A 19,262-nucleotide genomic window follows, 5' to 3' on the forward strand; every position below is an offset into this window, starting at 1 on the left:
AACAAACGAAAGAGAAACACCATGAAAAACGTTTTGTCTCGCCGCGATCTTTTGCAGGGCGCTGCCCTGTCGGCCGGTGCTGTTGCACTGATCCGCGCAGGCCTCACACCGACACCCGCTCGTGCCCAAGGAAGCCTGCCCGCTGGCACTGTCCACTCCTTTGCCAAGGCGGGTGTGCGCTTTCACACCTACGTATCGCCCGCGCAGGCCGTGAATGTAACGGCTCACGTGATCGAGTTGGGCGACCAGCTTCTGGTCGTGGATTCGACATTCCTGCCGCCCACGGCAATGGAACTGGCCGACGTGATCGCCTCGACGGGCAAGCCCGTCCACACGGCCTATGTCAGCCATGAGCACCCGGACCATTGGGGCGGGGTTTCCACTCTGGGCGATCTGAACTTTGTCACCCTGCCAGAGATCCGCGAAGGCCTGCGGGCCGAAGCGACCAACGGCGAAAACCCCGAACCCACATCGCTGTTGAACGGCGCAGATCTGGCGTTGGGCATGACCGAGATCGGTGGCGTAGCGGTTGAGTTCCGGGCCTACGACAATGCCGAAGCGCCCAAGGCCATCGTCGCCGTCCTGCCTGAGCAGAAGGTCGCAGTGGTGCAGGATCTTGTCTATAACGGCGTCTATTTTGCGCCGGGTGTCGATCGCAAAAATTGGATCGCGACGCTTGAATCTTTCCGTGATGACCCAGCCTTTGAAACCTTGCTGGTGGGGCACGGCTTGCCGACAACGCGCGGTGAGTTGGATTCGGCCATCGCCTATCTGAAAACCTTCGACGCCGCATGGGATGCCGGTGCCACACCGGATGACGTGAAGGCTGCCATGATGACAGCCTACCCAAGCTATGACGGTGCCTTCCTGCTGGGGCTGATCGAGCCCTACTGGGACAAGTAAGTCGCGTTGGCGCGGTGTCTGCACGGCACCGCGCCCGAACCTTTCAAAGACAAACGAACCCGAGAAAAGATAATGACGAACAAACCCTATCTCATTCCGCGCATTCTTATAGGCCTTATGGGGCTGGTCATGCTGGCGGCGACGATACCCGCATACGCAAATCCCACGTCAAACCCGGGCCTGATCAACCTTGTCGATCCTGCATTGTCGCTCGGTGAATCCGCTGGTGCCTTTCTTGGACGTCAGTTGACCGTAATTTTGATTGCCTTGATCGGCGCGTTTACCGGCCTGCGCCACATCGTGATGATGGGCGGTTTCGGCATGGCCTTCATGAATGGTCACGACGCGTTTTTCATGGGATTGATCGGCGGCCCGGATTTCCGTGCAGCAGCCATTGCGGGGTTGGTCTTTGCCATTCTTGGCATCCTGTCCATTGCGCTGGTGTGGCGCAAACCTGCCTGATAACATAAAATCCGAAAAAACATATTAAATGACTATTTCCTCGGGTTTTGGTCGCTTGTTGGCCATGTGTTTCCTCCGTTCTCCTAAACATAGCGGAGGACCACTTCAGTGGGGGAGGATCAGCTTGGCAACACGTTACGACCGGTGCCCGAAGGTCTTCCTCTCAACCATCGCTCGAACGGCTCTCGTCGTCTATTGGTTATGAGTCCTGACTTTAGATGGTTGACTTTGTAAGTCGCAATTGATTTTTGGCATGGCACCCACTACGTTGTTGCTCAGCTTTCTCGTATCGCCAATTGAATAGGTAACTGAAGTGATGAATAATTGGAATGCTGCATAGAGTTTGATTTTGGCAAAGATTAGACTATTGACAAAAAACGATTTTCTGCATGGGCAGGCCATTAGGGGCAGGACAACAGCGCTAGCCTGCATCTCTTCAGTTGGTGCTATTTTTTTGATGCATCCGGTTATAACTCGTGCCTATAATCGCAGTGAAAATTTCGCAAACTTGGTTAATCAAGTTTTTGCTTCCCGTGTAGACTACTATGCGTCAAGAAGCCCAGAAAGCCTTCTATATTTAGCGACTTCATTGCTAATTGTTCCAATAGTTGCAATATTTTTGGTATTTAGTGCTCTCCAAAGATTTGCACCTTCCAAGAGCTTCCATTCTGATGTGGAACGAGATCATTTCAAACTGGCCGTTCATCTAATTTTTCCATTAGTTGTATTTTTTGTTTTCTTTTTTCTTGGATTGCGGAGCCCGTCAGGCGACCCGTACAGGCTGGCCCCATTGTTTGAGATACCGTTTCTCCCATTTATGATGTCGCCACTTCCTATTTTTTTGGCAGTGGCTTGTTTTCCATTTTTTCCTCTTTTTAAGAAGCATTGAAGAATGAATACTTCTCCCGGTAAAGCCAACGTCCATGACCTCCGCACCGGCCACCTGCCACTCATCCAGCCAGCGCTAGAGTGGCTTTAGGTAAGTTGTCCACCTCTCCAAAGGAGCTTTCGCACTATTTGTCGGATTGCCGGGTATTTTCACAAACAGTCTGAAGTCACTCGGGTGGGTCAATGCCTCGTCCAATGCATTGTCATCACGAAACAAATCCAGCGTCGGATCGATCCAATTCCGAAAGAAGTCGTGCATGGCGACAAAACGATCGGCAATTGGAATCCCCACACGTTCATCGAATATTGAATCTAAACCAAAGGCTCAGTGACCGGACTGATTGCAAGGCGCCGGAAACTATCGTTCAAATGGACCCTAGGCCAATCATGCATTAACTTCCAATTTGGACCAATCCGATAGGGTTGGTCACGTTTGGAAAATTGTTGATAAAATTACTTTACATATTTATTGTTGCTGTCGCTTTCTTGTCGACTGTTCGGTGGTTGAGCGTTTCTCCATCAACAAAAATTCTAGGATTAAAGGATAAATTTCCGGTGGGCACTGCCGAGGAAAAACTTGTCGCCGTTATTCGAAGTGAGCAATTTTCCATTGCTGAAAGAAGAGGTGATCTGTGGTTCGAGAAACACAAAAAAAGCCCAAATGGATTTTTTTATGGATCTGTTCTAGATACGGCCCCTGACTAAATCGAAAACTCAGGTTGCACGCTTCGATTTGCATTTAAAAGGCACTCACCGGGACTCGGGTGGATATTGATTTCCACACGTACTATGCCGTTTGGTGCAGCAGTTCCGGTACAATCACTTTTATTGAAACGCCAAATGAAATTTGGATTGGTAACAAGTAAAGGCACTGGATATGGATGGCAGGAGCATCGCAGTAGGCGAAAACTTTGTAGCGGGAACTGGGTATGTGCACACACGCGGTTTGCTTATGGGTCCAAATGGCATTGTTAGGGCGAGAATAAAGGTGCAGCCGAGTGGTTAGCTAGGCAGCAATTTTGCATTGGCCATCGGTATCTGCGCTTCATTTTCTTTGACAATCCCAGTAGTACAGGCCTAGGTGAAGTGGCTCTCTTGCATCCGTTTGCACCTTCAATAGTTTGCGAAAACACTACATCAGATCGATAGAGTTTTCGGAGTGAAGGTCAATAATTTCGTTCTCAATTCCACACTTATCATGTTCCGAGACGTTGCCATCATATACAAGTGAGTTTGCATTCTCACTTCGCCTTGCTAACTTTGCCGTCAGAAACACAGGGTACCCTGTTGGGAGTACGGGGCGTGTCATGAAGAAATTACTTATAGTCGCGCGCAAGAAGACATCTGTTGACAGGCGCTGTCGCTTCAAGAATTCTTGCTGGGTCAACTTCACAGCTCGAAGTGCGGATAGCCAACTCAAATGATGCTATTAATTCACTTTTTTATTCTTTGTGTGTTGGGCGTCTGCTCTTTTTTGGCTGTACGCCTTCTTTTAAAAAACTGGAAAAAAGGTAATTTTATTCCAGACTTTTCCGATAAAAAGGATCGGCAGCAATTTGGACTTGTATATTTTGGTATTTTCGTAGTTATGCTCCTAGCGTCAATCTTTGATTTTTAGGGTTTAAATGTGAGGGAAGTAACGCAAAGCAGCGGTCCCTTTCAAGAGGGCACGACTGGGCATGGTGTGTCATTTGGCTTTGAGGCTGGGAGAGGTATTGCGCTGCAGTTTGAAATAACCTCTATCGCTGAAGGCGAAGTTCAGCCGGGCCAAGAATAATTTTTGGATCGATATGATAGTAGTGCTTCAAGTCCTTCGGGACTCGCCTCACGAAGTAGATAACACCGTCTTTGATAAATGAGCGAGGTGCAGTTCAGTTCTCCGCCATGTTCTACGGTAGCTCCATCCTAAGACAAAGCTGAGGCCTTACAATGCTTTGGCGGAAGCTTTGGTGCCCGGGGGCGGAATCGAACCACCGACACGAGGATTTTCAATCGTCAAAACCAATGGACATTTTCCATTTAAAAACATATGGTTACCTCCATTTCGCCAAAATTTGTGTATGCGAATGTGTAAGGAAAATCCGCATTTCTCACGGTTTTCACTCTTACACGAGTTGGGCTGAGATGTGAATCCAGCCCATTGACCTGCGGACAGCGAAAACGACCGCTCAATACGCCAAATCAAGGCCTTAAATACCAAGTCCTCGGGCGTGTGTAGCGGTTGTGTAAGGATTGCTGGAAAGACCAGCCAACCAGCTGGATTGATAACATCAATCCGTCGGTCGAGGGGTACATAGTGCCCACTCCCTAACAAGTACCCCCATAATTTTCGGCTATCGCATTGAAAATTGGGGATACATTTGCCCCCGATTGTCGCGCGTTTACACCGCGACCCAATGTCTGCTTCTTGCCTCCGAAACTCCGGCTGCGGTCTAACGCCAGCGCACCAGAGCAGCCATTGGGTCGCGGTGACACGAAACCGCATCCAAGCCCGCCACACGTCGCATACGCGACGGGCGGACTTGGGCGTTTTCGGCCCCGTCGACAATCGGGGGCGAACGAGTTCAAAAGGCCGCAAGGGGATACCCCCCGCCTTTTGAACCTCGCCACCTTCGTATCCTCATGCGGCGAGAACAGGGCGATCTGCTATCGCTCCACGCCCAGACAGGTTGCCGATATGCTCGGGAACCCGAGCCAGGCAACAAGGAACAAAACGGTCAGGAAGCCTGAACAGGCTGACCCGTTTTGAAGGGAACCCTTTGTCGGCATACCGCCGACACAACCAATCAGATACGTTCCATCTCTTCGAAGATGCGCACCATGGCGTAGGTGTCGAGCTTGCAGTATTCCAGCATGTCTGCCCGAAGCCGGTCACGGTCTTCACCAGCAGCCATCACGATCAACCGCTTCCACGCCTCCATTGCATCCGTGCCGTTCGCGACAGCCATCCCAGCGTAGTTCAAATCGCTCGCCAGAACTGGCAGAACCTTCTTGATGGATGTCGACCCGCCAAAGGCGATGTCGACATAGGCCGCTGCAAATATGTCCTCAAGGTCGAGTGTTCGATCAATCAGGCTGTTCAGGAACTCTGCCTTATCAGGAAACTGCTTTGCCATGGTCTTGTTCTGAGTGTTCTCAAACGAGGCGTGCCAGGAGATGACGCTGCCTGTTGGCCCGATGTGTTGTTGCATGTGCTCGACCATGGCACGCGGCAAAGCCGCCTCATCGGCAAGGTACTCGACATGCACCAATTCCAGATCGTCTGGCGTGCGCTTAACGTGCAGAGAGTATTGAAACGGGATCGGCGATTGCGGGCGCGCGCCGTCCACTATCGGGACGGCGGAGGCGTAGGTTTCATAGTCGAGAAAATAAAGCGGATATTCCGCCTTGCTGAACCAGCTCGACAGCGCCGCGTGATCGATCACTGGCGCTTTCAGTTGCGCCGAACGCAGCACAAAGGCTTGCTTGTCCGTAACCTCATCCAAGCCAATCTCATCCAGATCGAAGCGCCCTTCACCAATAAAGGTTTCGAGTTTGGCTTTGGAAATGCGGGGAAGATTGTAGATCGATGGGTTGGGGATGTCTTTGTTGAAATACGCGAAGCTGTCGCAATGATTGGCCTTGCTCAGCGTTAGGCAGGAACACGAGGATTCGTCGATTTCGGTAGCATCCAGAAGCACCAAAGCTTGGTCAATTTCAGCACGAATTTCCTCGGCTATGTCGCGCACGTCGGACGTCACTTTAGAGAAGGTCAAAAGCGCCTGGGGGTCGACGTCACCATCACGGACATAGTCGCCATTTAGATGCACGATGAAGACATCTCGAACGTTTTGCCCGACCTCTTCGGCTGCGATCGTCTGAAAGCAGGCATCCTTGATCTGGTTGTGCTGCGCGTCGGTCTTCACCCTGGTCGAGGATTTGATCTCATAGAGATTGACTGAGCCGTCCTCATTCGTCCGAACCATATCGGCTTTGGCGTAGAGACCCCGATCCGTCTGGAAAACTGTCTGAAAGGAAAAATGCGCCGCATCCTCACCAGCTTCTATCAGCTGGCGGACATAGGCCTCCACCTCATAACCTTCAGCGGCGAGCTTCTTGGCATAGTCGGAAAACTCGCCATGGGGGTAGTCATCGGGTTTGTGCTTGAGCAGCCAGAGCGACTTTGGGCAATGCAGGTATTGGATGAAATCTGTTTTTGAAATTTGCATGGGTAACTCACAATGTGACTGACTGAATTGTACCCTAGGTGGCAGCCCTACCAAAGAAAAAGGGCTCGGAAACTTCCAAGCCCTTCGGGTCAGTATTTCGGCAGATCGTCGATCAGCGCCTCGTCCATCGTGTCGGGCTTAACGCCCTCCTCCAGAACGATTGTTCGAACGAACAACCGCTTTGCCAAAATTGGTAAAGCTTGCTCGACACCAGCGCGACCACCGTCGTCACCATCAAAGATCAGGATACAGTTTTTGACGCCCGCATCCGCCAGCAGATCGGCTTGCGCCTCAGAGAGACTCGCGCCGAAACAGGACACGACCGGCACGGCAGCGGCGTGCAGCCGCAGGACTGACCAGAAGCCTTCGACAATCACCACTGTTTCAGGCACACCTTCTGCCAGCACGCGGTGAAGGTTGAACAACACCCGCGCCTTTTCGAACCCTTTTGGCAGTTTGTAGCGCGGCGTATCCTTTGGCAGTTCCTCCTCCACCCAGCGACCCGAATAGGCGATCAGCTCACCATTCTCATTGTGAATGGGGAAGCAGAGACGCCTCTGCATGGAGCCACGTTTGGCAACGCCAAGGCCAAAGGTCTTGATCTGCGCTTTGGTCAGCTCGCGATCTTCGAGATATGGATGCGAGGCATCCAGTTGCAGCTCGAAAGTCAGCGGTTTGTTGGCGGGTTCGCCATTTGCCTCGGTCGGCGCATCTTGCTGCTCATCGGCAGCGGGTGCAGCCTCCTCCTTCTCAGCCCGTTTCGCGCCCTTAGGCGCGCGCTTGGCGGGCTTGGAAGGTTTTGCCTTTGCTTTCGGTTGGTCACCCGATTTGGCATCTTGCTTGCCGCCATCGATGCCGAAGACCTCGACCGCCTGCAAAGCTGCCTTTCGCAGCTCTTTGGGCTCATCAGGATCAAAGCCCTCCATGCGTGCAAAGAAGTCGAGCACATTGCCCTTGGCTTTGCACGACCAGCACTGAAACACTTTCTTTGAAAGGTTCACCCCGCAAGACGGGTTGCTGTCATCATGAAACGGGCAATGGATCTTCACCTGATCCTGGCCGTTGGCTTTCGTCTGAAACCCAAAATGCGCCAACACCTCGGTGAAGTCCAAGTTCTCGCGTACAGTTTGAAAATTAACCCATGTCATAATCGTTTGCTCCTTCGATTGAGGGGGCGCTTGATTATATCATGTTAGGTTGGTCGCTAGTTGTTCACCGACACATGTTGGCAGATGAAGCTTCGTCGGAGCTATTCGCGCAGTCCAGCGGGTAGTGTCAACAATCTGGAAATTCGTCTGGAGAAGGACGAAACACAAATGGCGGTCGACTGGCATATCCCTGAGACGAAGAGGCCCTGAAGAGTACGGTGGGGGATTGACCACTTCCAAACGAGAGCACAACTTCACCCTCGCGCCCAGGAATTGCAAAAGTCTTCGCCGCGAGGCCGTTCGATAGCTGCACATCCCTCATTCGTGGCGCGGCAAGCCGATCTCCATTTCCATAGATGAAGAAGACTTGTTGGTTGCCTCGCCGATCCTCACAAACCTGAAGCGTAAGCTCCGTTTCGCTAGAGCTCTGATTTGGGCCAAGCTCGCCACTTTGTACGGGGAAGAAGAGATCAAAGGTTTGTCCCACTTGATACGGACGAACATCTTCTGCAAAGGCTGATCCCGCGAGAACGCAAAAGAACGCGACTGTTTTTCCAATTGATTTCATATTCTTTACTCACGTCAGTGATTTACACGGGACTGCCAAACAAATCCCATGGACACCTTAAGTTGCAACCCTCTGGTGTCAATCGTGTGCTACAATAGCCCCCTGACATCCCGAAACCAGCGCAGACTATCTGCGGGTGCAGTTCACCGATAACCCGTCATCCGTATGAACTCTGCGCTGGTCTCGGCATATGAGCGGAAAGACAAACAACCTCTATCTGGGCTATCGCGCGTCATCTGTTGATGACGAGCTTTTGGCGTTGTCGCAAGAAGACCGCCGCCGCCATGTCTATGTCATCGGGCAAACGGGATCGGGTAAGACGACCTTTCTCAAAGCCTGCCTTCTCCAAGACATTCACGCGGGGCGTGGCATCGCCTTGATCGACCCTCATGGCGATTTGGCCGAAGAGATCATCGACAGCATCCCACGCCACCGCACCCGCGATGTGCTTTATTTCAATCCGTCGGATGTAGACTATCCCATCGGCTTCAACCCGCTTGGACATGTGCCGCCAGAAATGCGCGCAGTCGCGGTGTCGAACATCGTTGCTGCGCTGCGGTCGATCTGGCGCGACAGTTGGGGGCCACGGATGGAGCATATCCTCGCCAACACGCTCGCGGCATTGGTCGAGGCGCCACAGGGCAAGCCGCAGACGCTCATGTCCATCCCCAAGATGCTGACCGACCCGAAGTTCCGCAAATCAGTGCTGAAACATGTGCGCGATCCGGTGGTGCTGGATTTCTGGCAGGTGGAATTCGCAGGCTATGACCCGCGCTTTCGCAACGAGGTCATCGCGCCCGTGCTGAACAAGGTGGGTGCATTCATGCGTTCGCCGATCATGCGCAACATTCTGGGGCAGACGAAGAAGAGCTTCGATCTGCGCTTCATGATGGACAACCGCAAAATTCTGGTTGTGAACCTGAGCAAAGGGCAGCTGGGGGAGGATATGGCGAACCTCTTGGGCTCGCTTCTGACCACGTCGATCTATCAGGCCGCGATGGGGCGGGCGACGGTGGCCGAGCAGGCGCGTGAGGATTTTCACCTCTACATTGACGAGTTCCAGAATTTCACGACGGATGCGTTTGATGCGATTGTGTCCGAGGCGCGGAAATACCGGCTATCCCTGACCGTGGCGCATCAATATCTGGATCAGCTGCCTGTTGGGATCAAACAGGCGATTCTGGGAAACGTGGGGACGATGATGCTTTTTGCCTTATCGGGGAAGGACGCGGAGGAGCTGGCGGTCGAAATGCACCCCCACACGGCGGCAAGCCTGCGAGCGACGGGTCGTGGAGAGGCACTGGCTTTGGCCTTGTCTGAGGGGGAGCGGCGGGTTCCTGAGAAAGTGCGGGTTCCAAATGGGTCGTCGTTGCTAAACTCAAGGGAACGCGTGACGAGGAATTCAAACGGGAGGTTTTCCAATTGCCACAGAGTTCCTCCATGTGCATTGTGATTGGTGTATTTCGTTCTTGTTCTAAAACAGGCTGGTTTTCATGATTGACAGACGCACCTTTGGAAAAGGCTTAGCTGCCACTACCACTGTCCTTTCAGCACCGTTGATTTTTCCATCGTCCGGGAGAGCCCAGTCATTCACCAACGACCCAAGACGATCATCTCAAGCTGAAATTGGGATAATGATAGCAGAAACAGGCCCTTATGCTGATGAGGGCCTCGAACTACTTCGAGGTTACTTATTGGCCGCTGAGCATGTCAACGGTGATGGTGATGGCGGCGTCCTCAGTTCGTTCTCCTCTAAAGCGCTTGACGGGAATGGGGTTTTGGGAAAAAAGATTTCCGTAGTGACAGGAGATACGCAAACTAAATCTGATGCCGCTAGAGCGTCGGCCAAATCGTTAATTGAAAAAGATAATGTAATTTCAATCATGGGCTCCAGCACTTCGGGAGCAGCTCTCGCAACCTTAGATATAGCGCAGCAAGCTGGCGTCATAATGATGGCAGGGAATCCTACAACGCTTGAATTTACCGGTGCGCGCAGGAGCCGCTTTGGCTTCCGCCATTTTCGAAATGAATTCATTTCCACTCGTCTGTTGATCCAATCTCTTGCGGCGGTGTTTGGAAGAGACCGCAGAGTAGCAACTGTTAGTTTCGGGAGGGTCGGAGATGCTGGTCACCTTGCTTCTCAGGCTCAAAATGTAGGCTGGGAGATTGGCGCGCAACTGAATCCGGGTTTCTTTGCACCTCCACAGCAAGTTGTTGCCAATATCGTTAATTCAGGTGTGGATACCGTTCTTACGAATGCTTCCGGTGGAATCTTAGCGCGATTAAATCAGACTCTTTTGAGCTTTGGGCTATTTGACCGCCAGATAAATGGAAAAAACTTGGTTTTCGGAGCTCCCAATGGCTCATCGGGCTTCTTTAGCTCGCTACAAAACAGTTACATAGGCCTCAATTGGCACTGGGACAATGAAGAGTTGGGCTCATTCGAATTCACTAAAAGTTTTGGTTCTAAGTACGGGTACCCGCCCTCACAAGACGCACATACGGCATACACTCAAATGTTGTTGTACGCTGACGCGGTTGCCCGAGCGGAAACGTTTCGCCCTGAAGGTGTGTTCGAAGCGTTGGAAGGTTTTGAGTATTCTGGCACGGGAAATGGGCAGGCACTATACAATGGCGGCGATCATCAAACTTACCAAACCACCTATGCAGCAAAGGTTGAGACAGGCGGAAAATTGGCTTTTCTACCTCCGATAGATCAACCTGAATGTAGATGTCCAAGCCTCGGTGGAAGCGATACATGCTTACTGCAATACTGTAGTGATGAGTACCAAGAAACATGATGGCTCGATTTCTGACATCATTAGGTACACACAAAGACGGAATAACAACATTTCTTGCGCTTTTTGCCGTTTTGGTGGGATTTTTTCAGTATTTCGATTTTCGGGCAGAGACGAGAATTAAATACGCGGTTGAAATCCTCGAGCGTCGCGAGAAGAGTGAACTTCTGAGAGCGGAGGCGGATTTTAATCTGTACTGGAAGCAAGGGAGGGATGGCGTTGATCAGTGCAACAAAAGCAGAGCGACAAACAATGGAGCTGAAAGACCTAAAAATGAAATCAAGACCGGTGGTAGGTGTATTTCTTCCGGCGATTACCGGGTAGTGGTCAGCAAGCTATCAGTCTACTACAATTCCATTTCAAGCTGTGCGCTTGGGAATATTTGCGACCGCATTGTTGTTTGCTCAAGTATGTCAGGAACAGTGCAGCGATATCTGAGGTTAAATAAATCTTACTTCCGTTCTGTTGCCATAGATGAGGAAGCTGTTGCAGCCCGGAAACTAGTTCTGTCGCTTCCTGAATTTGTAGAGCTGTGTTTGGGACAGCGTGACTTTACTGAGGCAGAATTTAGAGAAGCTCAAAAAATGTCTGCGGAAACGGGAAAACCAATACATTCAGAATTCAAGGTCACTAGAGGTTCAGTTTGGTCTAAAGCCAGCTTGTATACCAATGGCGTTCGAGATAGCAGCCTAAGCTGCCGAACTAGTTTGTGGCTGGAACGCATGTTCGGGCTTGGTATTTCGTTTGCTTGTTCGGATAAGTCAACGAAATACCATCAAATTGTCTTTAGATGATCACGAAGACGCAAGTGGTAATGGACGTACCAATACATTGATGACAACACTTGTTGGTGTGAGCGTCTCTTGATTTTGCTAAAATGAGCGCATGCTCAAACGCTCCCGATTCAAACGTGCCAAGCCGTCCAATATCGAACTCACCGACCGTGACGTCGCCATCATTCGCGCGCTCGAGCATCACCGATTTCTGACCACCGATCACCTTATGACACTGACGGATACCAGCAGCCGCCAAGGGATCACGCGCAGGCTGCGCGAGCTTTTTGATGCGGGTTATGTTGACCGGCCCAAGGCGCAAATGCTCACCATGGCTTATGCCGACAAACGCCCAATGGTCTATGCCCTTGGCAACGCGGGGGCTGATCTTCTTGCTGACCGGTTTCAGCTTCGCCTGCCGGATGTCTATTGGACAGAAAAGAACCGGCGGGTGAAGGAGAAGTTTGTCGAGCATACGCTCGGCATTGCGGATTTCATGGTGGCGATGGAACTGGCCTGCCGAACAGCGGGTAACATCGAGATTATCCCGCGCGAGACGATCCTGGCCGCATCACCACAGAACACCCGCCGCCGGGAATATCCGTTTCGCTGGCAAACGCGGGTGCATTGGAACAACGAGTGGCAAGAGCTGGCCATCGTGCCCGATGCGGTCCTTGGTCTTCGGTACACCGACAAACCAGCGGGGAAGAACAAAGCCTATTTCTTTGTCGAGATCGACAGGGGCACGATGCCCATCACGCGCCGCGATGTGAAGCAGACGAGCTTTGCGCGCAAGCTGCATTCTTATGCCGACACGTTCGAGCGCAAGCTGCACACAGAGCAATTCGGCATCAAGAATTTCCGTGTGCTGACGGTGACCACGGGGCGCGAGCGCATAAAGAACATGCAAGAGGCCTTTCAGGCAGAAGTGGGGGGCAGCGCCCCGGCTGGTTTGTTCCTCTTCGCCGAGAAGGGAAGAGCGCCCGAGGCGATGCTAGATTGGGCGAATGGGAACGGCGATCCCGTGAGCCTGATCTAGTTGATCGGATGCTGACATTCGACTAACTTAGTTTAAACCTCTCTGTGGGAATATGACTGTGAAAAATTTTGGCGCTTTTATTTCCGGAATTGTAATTGCAGGCTTCGGGGGCGCACTCGCGAATTTCCTAAGCTCCGATAAATTCATAAATGCGGTAGGGTACTTTTCAGTTTCACAGGTAAACGAACAGGTTGCACGAGCGGAACAAGCGAAAGCACAATTAACCATGGTGAAATTGAGCGGGATAGCAGTGGACAGAGAAGGCTGTAGAGACGCCGCCCGCACGTTTATGGAAGACCTAGGCATTGCACATGAAAGTTCATTAAGTTCGGAATCATTCTACGTTTGGGGCACATTTGTTGACGATTTCGGTGTAGAAAGTGGTGTCGGCGTTGATTGCAATAGCCGTTACGATGAGTGGACAGACATCTTTATTGCTGTGGCCAGTAGCGACCCAGAAGGGGAAGTCAAAGTCGCCGGAGAATTGCGCGATATGTTTAAAGAACAGTTTGAACAAGTCCCTTTGACCGTCGGGCGTTAGTAAACATCGCTCTAAACGCGTCTGTGCCCGCACCCACGAGGGGTGCGTTTTTCTTTTCTCTCTTCTGCGGCAGTTCGACGATACCCACCAAATCTTGCCGTCAAGTTCGCTGCGCTGCCTTTGACAGAAAGATGTCTGGCGGGCTCTTTGGCCTGCTAACGCAGAAGCGAGAATTCTGCGGATTACGAAAAGCGATAACAAGAAACGCTATGACAGATTTACAAGCAAAGGAGGGAAGAGGGCCAGATTTCAAGCCATGCTGCGACACCGGAATCGAGGTGACCCAAACAGTGCGCCAGCTGTGCAAATTCAGAAAAGAAGACCGCGAGCTCTATATGAATATCTGGGAGGATGCGGAGGTCACCGGCATCCGCTGTGTCATATGTGGGCAGGTCTACAGGGAGGAGGATTTCACCATTATTCACTAACCACTACAACTATGAAGAAACTGATTACAAAAGAGATTTTACAGAAACTCATTGCTAATGACGAACTTAGCCAAATTGGGATGAACCGGCTCGACATGGTGCCTGTGCTGCGCCTGTTCACACCCGATGCTGCTGCAACTTGGGTGCTGGTGAGTGGGGAAGAGGTAGAGGGGGATGTCATCCTTTACGGATGTTGCGACCTAGGGCTTGGCTTTCAAGAATTCGGCAACGTCAGCCTGCGAGAGTTACAAACGGTCAGGGGCAAGCTAGGGTTGCCCGTCGAGCGCGACCTTTATTTCCGCCCAACCGGAACACTGCATCAGATGTCAGAAGATGCGGAGGCTGCTAACGCCATCGGCTTATGAGTGGGGAAGTAAAGGGCAATATGACGCCCTGCGATGTCTGCGGGTCCACCCTCTTCATGGCGACCCGCTGCGAGGTCTACAACGCGGAAGTCAGCGAGGACAATTTCCTGGAATTCCTCAAGCTGCGCGATGTCATCTATGAAATCAGTTGCCGCGAGTGCGACCACACGTTTGAACGAGGCCCCGATGAGCGCCTGACGCAAGATTTCGACGATTAGAGAAGTCCCAAGAAGCCGCAAACTCTGCGGCTTTTTGCATGAGATAGCGACGATGTCGCGAGAGATATATTCCGCGACATTTTCGGGAAACTGTCAAATTGCTCGCCCGCTCGATTGAGCGGGCGTCCGACTACGGGCAAGGTGTACGCTTTGGTTCTACCGAAATGTTTCGAGACGGGACACGTTCCCAGTCGCCCCCTTCGTTGCGGTAAAGTACGGCGTTCACTTGGTCACCAGACATCGAATAAAAAATCTCGCCGCGACCACTTAGGGGGCGGAAAATTTGACCCGCAAAATCTCCGAACTGTGCAGTCGAAAATTCGAGATATTGGAACCCTGCACTTTGGGTCTGAAATCCTGGGCGGTAGCTACCAGCGTCATCAACGCAAACCGGAAAATTGAAACCTTGAGTGTATCGGTCTGGAAATGCACTTGATGACACCCAAAGGTCGTCGGCTAGTGCCATTCCGCCAACAAACGATGCAAAAGCAAAAACTCCAGAAGCCAGCGTCGCCTTACGCATGAACCATTCCTTCATTTACAATGAACAGCACAGTAGCGATGCAAGCCTGCGCCGCAAGTCTACTCTAGAAAATCTGGGTCGTGTGGAAGCCGTGCCTTCGGCAAATCTGGTGCTGCTCTCTTCCCTTCGACCTTTACGAGGTAGGGATTTTCTTGCCGCAATCGTTCCAGAAACGCCGCCAGCGTGCCCGCACCGATACGCTCGTCCGGTGCATCCAGAGCACGGAATTTCATGTTCACGCGCCCGCCAATGCTGACCACACCATGCTGACGTGGCAGGCTGGCTATGTCATCAGCCAGTACAAAAACCTGGTCTTCGACACTCCATGTTCCGCCGGGGCGGTCTTCCAAGATAGGCATCAAGGTTTGCGACCGCGACCGGCTTGATGCGGTGCCGCTTGCCCTGGTGTCCAGAGTGGTGGATGAATTCGAGTTGACTTGGCCAAGCTGCGTCGGAGAGGTCAGCATTCCGCCATCAGGCGTTAAGCTGATGGCGCTGCCGGAGATGTCATTGCTGCCACTCCCCTTCACCAGCGATGTGCTTTCCGACTGCGTCTCCAAGTAGTCGATTGCGTAGCCGACCACCGTGGGCTTGGTCAGCACATCCTTGATGCGGTTCGGGTCAATCTGTCCACCTCGATACAAAAGCCGCACCAGATATTCGGCGTCATCAGGTTCCTTGATGGAAAACACCACCTTGATATCTGCTTCATTCACAACCGTTGAAAACACCCGGTCGCCCGCATCCCTCAACTGCCCGAGATTTTGATGCGCCAGCACCATATGGAGCCCGTATTTGCGGCATTCCTCGAATATCTCAGCAAGGTTTGAACCAGACAGAAACCGGTGGCTTTCATCGACATAGAGGAAATATGGGTGCGTGTTGCTCCGCAGCTTGGACTGCGTGAACAGGCTCGACATCAGCAGGAGCCCAAAGAGCTGCGCGGATTCCGCGTCAAAGATATCCGTGTCGCTCAAATCAAACAGCAGCACTTCCCCATCATCCATCGCGCGGCATAAATCGATGGTCGCCTCCGCCTGCCCAAAGCAGGTTTCAATCACGGGGTTCGACATCAGCGTGAACAGCCGCCGCGAGACGCTGGAAACGTAGTCGGTGAATTCGGATGCCTTGTAGGCGCGCAGCATCTTCCATTGTTCCCGCGCCGCCGTGCTCTGGAGCTGGTCGAGCAAAGGCTCGACATCGGGCCGGTTCTGGTAGTTCAGCAAGAGCGGGTAATCCGCCAGGGTCAGCCCTGTTTCCGCAAGCGTCATAAGCAAGAGCACCAAGACCTCCTGCGTCAGCGGTTGGTGTCGCAATTCCTCTTTCGAAAACAGCCTGCCAATTGCGTCCGAGACCCGTTTGGCCGTGGCGCTGGCATGGCGCGGGTCATCGGTTTGCAGTGGATTGAAGGCAATAACCTCTTCCCCGTTGCCGATCTTGAAGTGCCGCACCTTGCGATGTTTGGCGAGACGTGGACGGTTTCCAAGCCACGCCAGCACATCCGCACATTGCGTCCCATGCGGATCGATCAGGCACAGCCCGCGCCCCTCCTGAATGTCTTGCTGAATGAGCGTTCGCATGAACCGGCTTTTGCCCGAACCGTTTGAGCCCACGATATGCATATGCCGCTGACGCGCGTTTAAAGGGGCGATGATCGGCGGCGCTGCAATCTTCTCACCCAACCCGTTGATGACATCTTCCGAGACGGTGCCCAGTACCAGATCGAGTTTCGGGAATTGTCGTTTTTGGCGTGTTATACTGGTCATGTGGCCCCCGGTCGTGGCGGGACAGGAGCTTGCTCGAAGAGCCAGCTCCTCCCCCTCATGACAACACGGAGGTCACTATGACTGTTCTTTCCCACGCCAGCGGCAAGGAGGCGACCATCGGGTTTCCGATCAATGGCCGCTATAGCTACATCACGCTTCTTCTCGATTTCATCGAATGGGGCGTCGATCTGCCTTGGGTGCGTGCGCGCATCGCACGCCTTAAGACAGGCGAGGATTTTGCCGAGCTCTTTGGCGACATCATCGTGCAAAGCAAATCCAAGTCTTGCTGGTACCAGCACCCAAGCGCTCGTGATGTCTTGTTGCGTCATTGCGAGACGCTGATCGCTGCCTGGGACACTACGCTTGCCTCCAGTCCTGATCGCAATCAGCTGACGCTGGAGTATATGGTGGATGCGCTCAAACGCTTTGCCGCAGAGACGAAGCATGCATGACTGGCACAAAGGCCCGCCCCATCTTGGGACGGGCTTTTTCATATGCTGGCTGCGCGGGTTTCCATCAACTCGATGGCTTCCGCTTTTTCTTCATCGGTCAGGTCATCATCCTGTTTGATTTTGAGAATTGCCGCATCAAGCTCGGCATCAAGCTTCTTGCGGCCCTTGATGACGTCCAGCACTTCATCTTTGAGCTTGCTCGCAGGATCGCGCGTATCCGGCAGCGCTACAGGCTCCTCTTGCTCAAATTGAACACGAGAGGCTTCGCCCCGCACTGCAACCCGAGATTTCCGCGTGATATAGTGCAGGTCACGGGCAAAACTCAGAAAACTGTAGGGCATCGGCTCCTTCTTGATTTGCAGCCCCGAGGCGACGGGTACGTAAAAATACGTCCCGAACGGCAAGCCATCATCATAGAAGACCTCCGAGGCATCGGATGTAAGTTCACGCGCCGTGGACAAAACGCAGGAACCGCGCGCAGCAATCTCGCTGCTTGACCCGCCACCGCTTCCCGTCAGCCGGTAGATGTCCAACTGTGCTCCGTTCGGCAATTCGGCAAACCAAGCAATCGCAACCCGCCCCTCATGCATGCGGGCTTCAAACCGCAGAATGTTCGGGCCTTGATCGAGCGTGCTGCTGCCCCTGATGGCGTCCAATTTCGCGTTGTATTTCTGACGAAAGCCAAAGTCGATGATGGACGCCAAGACGAAAATCGGCGCAACAGCAAACACGATGACGTAACCGAGGGCGATAACGCCAATCACTATCGCGACGATGACTGCCATCTTGGCGGCAAGTTCATTGTCTGACATGGGATCAGATCTCTTCTAGCACATCTTCGTCAGAGGCGTTCAGCGCCGAAAGCCGTGCTTCGAGGACTTGCTTGAGGTTCGTCGCGATATCCCGCGCCTCGGAAATCTGCAATTCCCGTTCCTCGGGCAAGCTTGTCCGGATGTTCGCTTTGACGACCTTTGTCTTTGCGGCCAGCCCATAGCAGCCAGCAAGCGTGACCTTCTGGCGAATTTTTGCGGAGATTTGGCGTTCCCCCAACGGATAAGCGCTCCATTCTTTCGATTTGGCCATCGATTGAAGCGCCTCAAATTCATCATCGTTTAGATGAATATTGGTCTGAGCCAAATATACCGGCTTTTTGAAAATGAACCCTTCGCGTTCTTCCCTTTTGTTGATGACTTCAAATTGCATGTCTTTCTCCTTTGTCAGTCGTTCTCAAAGGATTGGGCAGGTTTGAAAGTTTCACACCCGACAGGTGTCGGACGGCATCTCTGTGGCCAAAACCATTTGAAACTCGCGCTTAAGTTGTTATTTTCGGGCGGTTTAACGGGTGACAGTGGTCAAGGGAGGGAGCATTGTCGAAAGAAAAGAACGTCGCTCCGCCGCCCCAAGGGGCAAGTTTCTGGGAATTGTTTGATTTCATCTGGGTGCGCGGCCTTGGCAATGAGCTGCACGAGGATGGCACCAGCCAAAGCTGGACAGCAACATCGCTGGAAATTGCCTTTGATGGCAGCCCTGACAAACGCTCAATAGAAAACTGGCATTCCCGCGCGCATATGCCCTCCCCAGACAACCTGCGGAAGGTCAGCGCGCTTATCTCTGGCGGTGACGATGCACTCCGCAAAGAGTGGTATGAAGCGCTGATCGACGCCCGCAAAGAAGCGAAACGGCGAGAAAAGGAACAAACTTCTGCCGTGATCGACAACCCCCCCGTGCCTGAGGCCGCCAAACCAACTGGAAAGCGTCTGACATTTGCTGCAATCGGTGGTGTTGCCGCACTCGCCCTCGGGGGCATCATGCTTATGCAATCAACCTCGGCAGGGTCATACGTCGAGAATATGCGTATCTGCGATGCCGCTTATTTCGACACCGAAATCAACAAATGCACCAAACATGTCGACGTCTTTGTCCACGGCGTCGATGAAGTCTTCCTCAGTTTCGATTTCAACGGTGTCGCGGAAGGCGCGCCTTTTGAACGTTGGTGGATTCACAATGGCGAGCGTGTCGCGGGGCGCACGAGCTTCAATGATGAGGCTTGGCCGGGATATACATTCTGGCGCCCTGGTGTTCTGCAAGTGGGCACATATGTGGTGCGGCTGGTGGTCGATGGAGAGGTCACAACTCAGACTTTTTATGTACAGGCCGAAGGCTTTACATCTGAGAGCTGACT

The 19,262-nt window shown here is 52.6% G+C and carries 17 protein-coding genes and 1 pseudogene; 12 read left to right on the top strand and 6 right to left on the bottom strand.

The annotated features are described in order from the left end of the window. Positions 1–21 precede the first annotated feature (21 nt). From PFY00_RS13240 to PFY00_RS13250, 3 genes and pseudogenes are all read left to right on the top strand, one after another. Positions 22–903 (top strand): MBL fold metallo-hydrolase, encoded by an 882-nt coding sequence (locus PFY00_RS13240; RefSeq protein ID WP_271433050.1) that lies wholly within the window; start codon positions 22–24, stop codon positions 901–903. Between the two features lie 72 nt (positions 904–975). Beyond that, positions 976–1,365, top strand: a complete 390-nt coding sequence (locus tag PFY00_RS13245) for a hypothetical protein (RefSeq protein WP_271433051.1) — start codon at positions 976–978, stop codon at positions 1,363–1,365. A gap of 109 nt (positions 1,366–1,474) precedes the next feature. After that, positions 1,475–1,570 (top strand): annotated as a pseudogene (locus PFY00_RS13250) (IS5/IS1182 family transposase); the annotation flags it as partial. 3,469 nt (positions 1,571–5,039) lie between these two features. On the opposite strand, the gene PFY00_RS13255 reads toward PFY00_RS13250, so the two are convergent. Continuing rightward, positions 5,040–6,461 carry a DUF2779 domain-containing protein gene (locus PFY00_RS13255; protein ID WP_271433052.1) on the bottom strand — a complete coding sequence of 474 codons (1,422 nt, stop codon included), beginning with the start codon at positions 6,459–6,461 and terminating at the stop codon, positions 5,040–5,042. Positions 6,462–6,550: 89 nt separating this feature from the next. Then, complete coding sequence (locus PFY00_RS13260; RefSeq protein WP_271433053.1) at positions 6,551–7,609, bottom strand: CHC2 zinc finger domain-containing protein; 1,059 nt, start codon at positions 7,607–7,609, stop codon at positions 6,551–6,553. Positions 7,610–8,367: 758 nt separating this feature from the next. Here PFY00_RS13260 and PFY00_RS13265 point away from each other — a divergent pair. The 7 genes from PFY00_RS13265 to PFY00_RS13295 all read left to right on the top strand — a co-directional run bounded on the left by PFY00_RS13265 (position 8,368) and on the right by PFY00_RS13295 (position 14,339). Continuing rightward, positions 8,368–9,630, top strand: a complete 1,263-nt coding sequence (locus PFY00_RS13265) for a type IV secretory system conjugative DNA transfer family protein (RefSeq protein WP_271433054.1) — start codon at positions 8,368–8,370, stop codon at positions 9,628–9,630. A gap of 40 nt (positions 9,631–9,670) precedes the next feature. Beyond that, positions 9,671–10,978 carry an ABC transporter substrate-binding protein gene (locus PFY00_RS13270; RefSeq protein ID WP_271433055.1) on the top strand — a complete coding sequence of 436 codons (1,308 nt, stop codon included), beginning with the start codon at positions 9,671–9,673 and terminating at the stop codon, positions 10,976–10,978. Next, positions 10,978–11,769: a hypothetical protein gene (locus PFY00_RS13275; RefSeq protein WP_271433056.1), complete on the top strand. Its 792-nt coding sequence runs from the start codon at positions 10,978–10,980 to the stop codon at positions 11,767–11,769. The genes PFY00_RS13270 and PFY00_RS13275 overlap by 1 nt, the downstream gene beginning before the upstream one ends. Positions 11,770–11,860: 91 nt before the next feature. Then, positions 11,861–12,787, top strand: coding sequence for a replication-relaxation family protein (locus tag PFY00_RS13280; protein WP_271433057.1), 927 nt, complete (start codon positions 11,861–11,863; stop codon positions 12,785–12,787). A 52-nt stretch (positions 12,788–12,839) separates the two neighbouring features. Further along, complete coding sequence (locus PFY00_RS13285) at positions 12,840–13,328, top strand: hypothetical protein (RefSeq protein WP_271433058.1); 489 nt, start codon at positions 12,840–12,842, stop codon at positions 13,326–13,328. 439 nt (positions 13,329–13,767) lie between these two features. Then, entirely contained in the window at positions 13,768–14,121 is a 354-nt protein-coding gene (locus PFY00_RS13290) for a DUF2958 domain-containing protein (protein WP_271433059.1), read from the top strand. Continuing rightward, entirely contained in the window at positions 14,118–14,339 is a 222-nt protein-coding gene (locus PFY00_RS13295) for a hypothetical protein (RefSeq protein WP_271433060.1), read from the top strand. Before PFY00_RS13290 ends, PFY00_RS13295 begins: the two co-directional genes overlap by 4 nt. A 130-nt stretch (positions 14,340–14,469) precedes the next feature. On the opposite strand, the gene PFY00_RS13300 is transcribed toward PFY00_RS13295, so the two are convergent. Together PFY00_RS13300 and PFY00_RS13305 are read right to left on the bottom strand one after the other, a co-directional pair. Continuing rightward, positions 14,470–14,877: a hypothetical protein gene (locus tag PFY00_RS13300; RefSeq protein WP_271433061.1), complete on the bottom strand. Its 408-nt coding sequence runs from the start codon at positions 14,875–14,877 to the stop codon at positions 14,470–14,472. Positions 14,878–14,921: 44 nt separating this feature from the next. Next, positions 14,922–16,628, bottom strand: coding sequence for a type IV secretory system conjugative DNA transfer family protein (locus PFY00_RS13305; RefSeq protein ID WP_271433062.1), 1,707 nt, complete (start codon positions 16,626–16,628; stop codon positions 14,922–14,924). Between the two features lie 77 nt (positions 16,629–16,705). On the opposite strand from PFY00_RS13305, the gene PFY00_RS13310 reads away from it, so the two are divergent. Next, complete coding sequence (locus tag PFY00_RS13310; RefSeq protein ID WP_271433063.1) at positions 16,706–17,080, top strand: hypothetical protein; 375 nt, start codon at positions 16,706–16,708, stop codon at positions 17,078–17,080. A 38-nt stretch (positions 17,081–17,118) separates the two neighbouring features. On the opposite strand, the gene PFY00_RS13315 is transcribed toward PFY00_RS13310, so the two are convergent. Next, positions 17,119–17,892 carry a DUF1542 domain-containing protein gene (locus tag PFY00_RS13315; protein ID WP_271433064.1) on the bottom strand — a complete coding sequence of 258 codons (774 nt, stop codon included), beginning with the start codon at positions 17,890–17,892 and terminating at the stop codon, positions 17,119–17,121. A gap of 4 nt (positions 17,893–17,896) precedes the next feature. Further along, entirely contained in the window at positions 17,897–18,283 is a 387-nt protein-coding gene (locus PFY00_RS13320; RefSeq protein WP_271433065.1) for a hypothetical protein, read from the bottom strand. A gap of 164 nt (positions 18,284–18,447) precedes the next feature. Here PFY00_RS13320 and PFY00_RS13325 point away from each other — a divergent pair, with 164 nt between their 5' ends. Beyond that, entirely contained in the window at positions 18,448–19,260 is an 813-nt protein-coding gene (locus tag PFY00_RS13325; protein WP_271433066.1) for a hypothetical protein, read from the top strand. Positions 19,261–19,262 lie beyond the last annotated feature (2 nt).

Source organism: Thalassococcus lentus (assembly GCF_028023555.1).
In the GTDB taxonomy this organism is placed as follows: domain Bacteria; phylum Pseudomonadota; class Alphaproteobacteria; order Rhodobacterales; family Rhodobacteraceae; genus Thalassococcus_A; species Thalassococcus_A lentus.

Bases quoted from the DNA above. Each gene is read 5' to 3' on its own strand.
- PFY00_RS13255 (WP_271433052.1), bottom strand. From the start codon at position 6,461: ATGCAAATTTCAAAAACAGATTTCATCCAATACCTGCATTGCCCAAAG.
- PFY00_RS13315 (WP_271433064.1), bottom strand. From the start codon at position 17,892: ATGTCAGACAATGAACTTGCCGCCAAGATGGCAGTCATCGTCGCGATA.
- PFY00_RS13320 (WP_271433065.1), bottom strand. From the start codon at position 18,283: ATGCAATTTGAAGTCATCAACAAAAGGGAAGAACGCGAAGGGTTCATT.
- PFY00_RS13270 (WP_271433055.1), top strand. From the start codon at position 9,671: ATGATTGACAGACGCACCTTTGGAAAAGGCTTAGCTGCCACTACCACT.
- PFY00_RS13280 (WP_271433057.1), top strand. From the start codon at position 11,861: ATGCTCAAACGCTCCCGATTCAAACGTGCCAAGCCGTCCAATATCGAA.
- PFY00_RS13300 (WP_271433061.1), bottom strand. From the start codon at position 14,877: ATGAAGGAATGGTTCATGCGTAAGGCGACGCTGGCTTCTGGAGTTTTT.
- PFY00_RS13265 (WP_271433054.1), top strand. From the start codon at position 8,368: ATGAGCGGAAAGACAAACAACCTCTATCTGGGCTATCGCGCGTCATCT.
- PFY00_RS13295 (WP_271433060.1), top strand. From the start codon at position 14,118: ATGAGTGGGGAAGTAAAGGGCAATATGACGCCCTGCGATGTCTGCGGG.
- PFY00_RS13275 (WP_271433056.1), top strand. From the start codon at position 10,978: ATGGCTCGATTTCTGACATCATTAGGTACACACAAAGACGGAATAACA.
- PFY00_RS13260 (WP_271433053.1), bottom strand. From the start codon at position 7,609: ATGACATGGGTTAATTTTCAAACTGTACGCGAGAACTTGGACTTCACC.
- PFY00_RS13240 (WP_271433050.1), top strand. From the start codon at position 22: ATGAAAAACGTTTTGTCTCGCCGCGATCTTTTGCAGGGCGCTGCCCTG.
- PFY00_RS13245 (WP_271433051.1), top strand. From the start codon at position 976: ATGACGAACAAACCCTATCTCATTCCGCGCATTCTTATAGGCCTTATG.
- PFY00_RS13310 (WP_271433063.1), top strand. From the start codon at position 16,706: ATGACTGTTCTTTCCCACGCCAGCGGCAAGGAGGCGACCATCGGGTTT.
- PFY00_RS13290 (WP_271433059.1), top strand. From the start codon at position 13,768: ATGAAGAAACTGATTACAAAAGAGATTTTACAGAAACTCATTGCTAAT.
- PFY00_RS13285 (WP_271433058.1), top strand. From the start codon at position 12,840: ATGACTGTGAAAAATTTTGGCGCTTTTATTTCCGGAATTGTAATTGCA.
- PFY00_RS13305 (WP_271433062.1), bottom strand. From the start codon at position 16,628: ATGACCAGTATAACACGCCAAAAACGACAATTCCCGAAACTCGATCTG.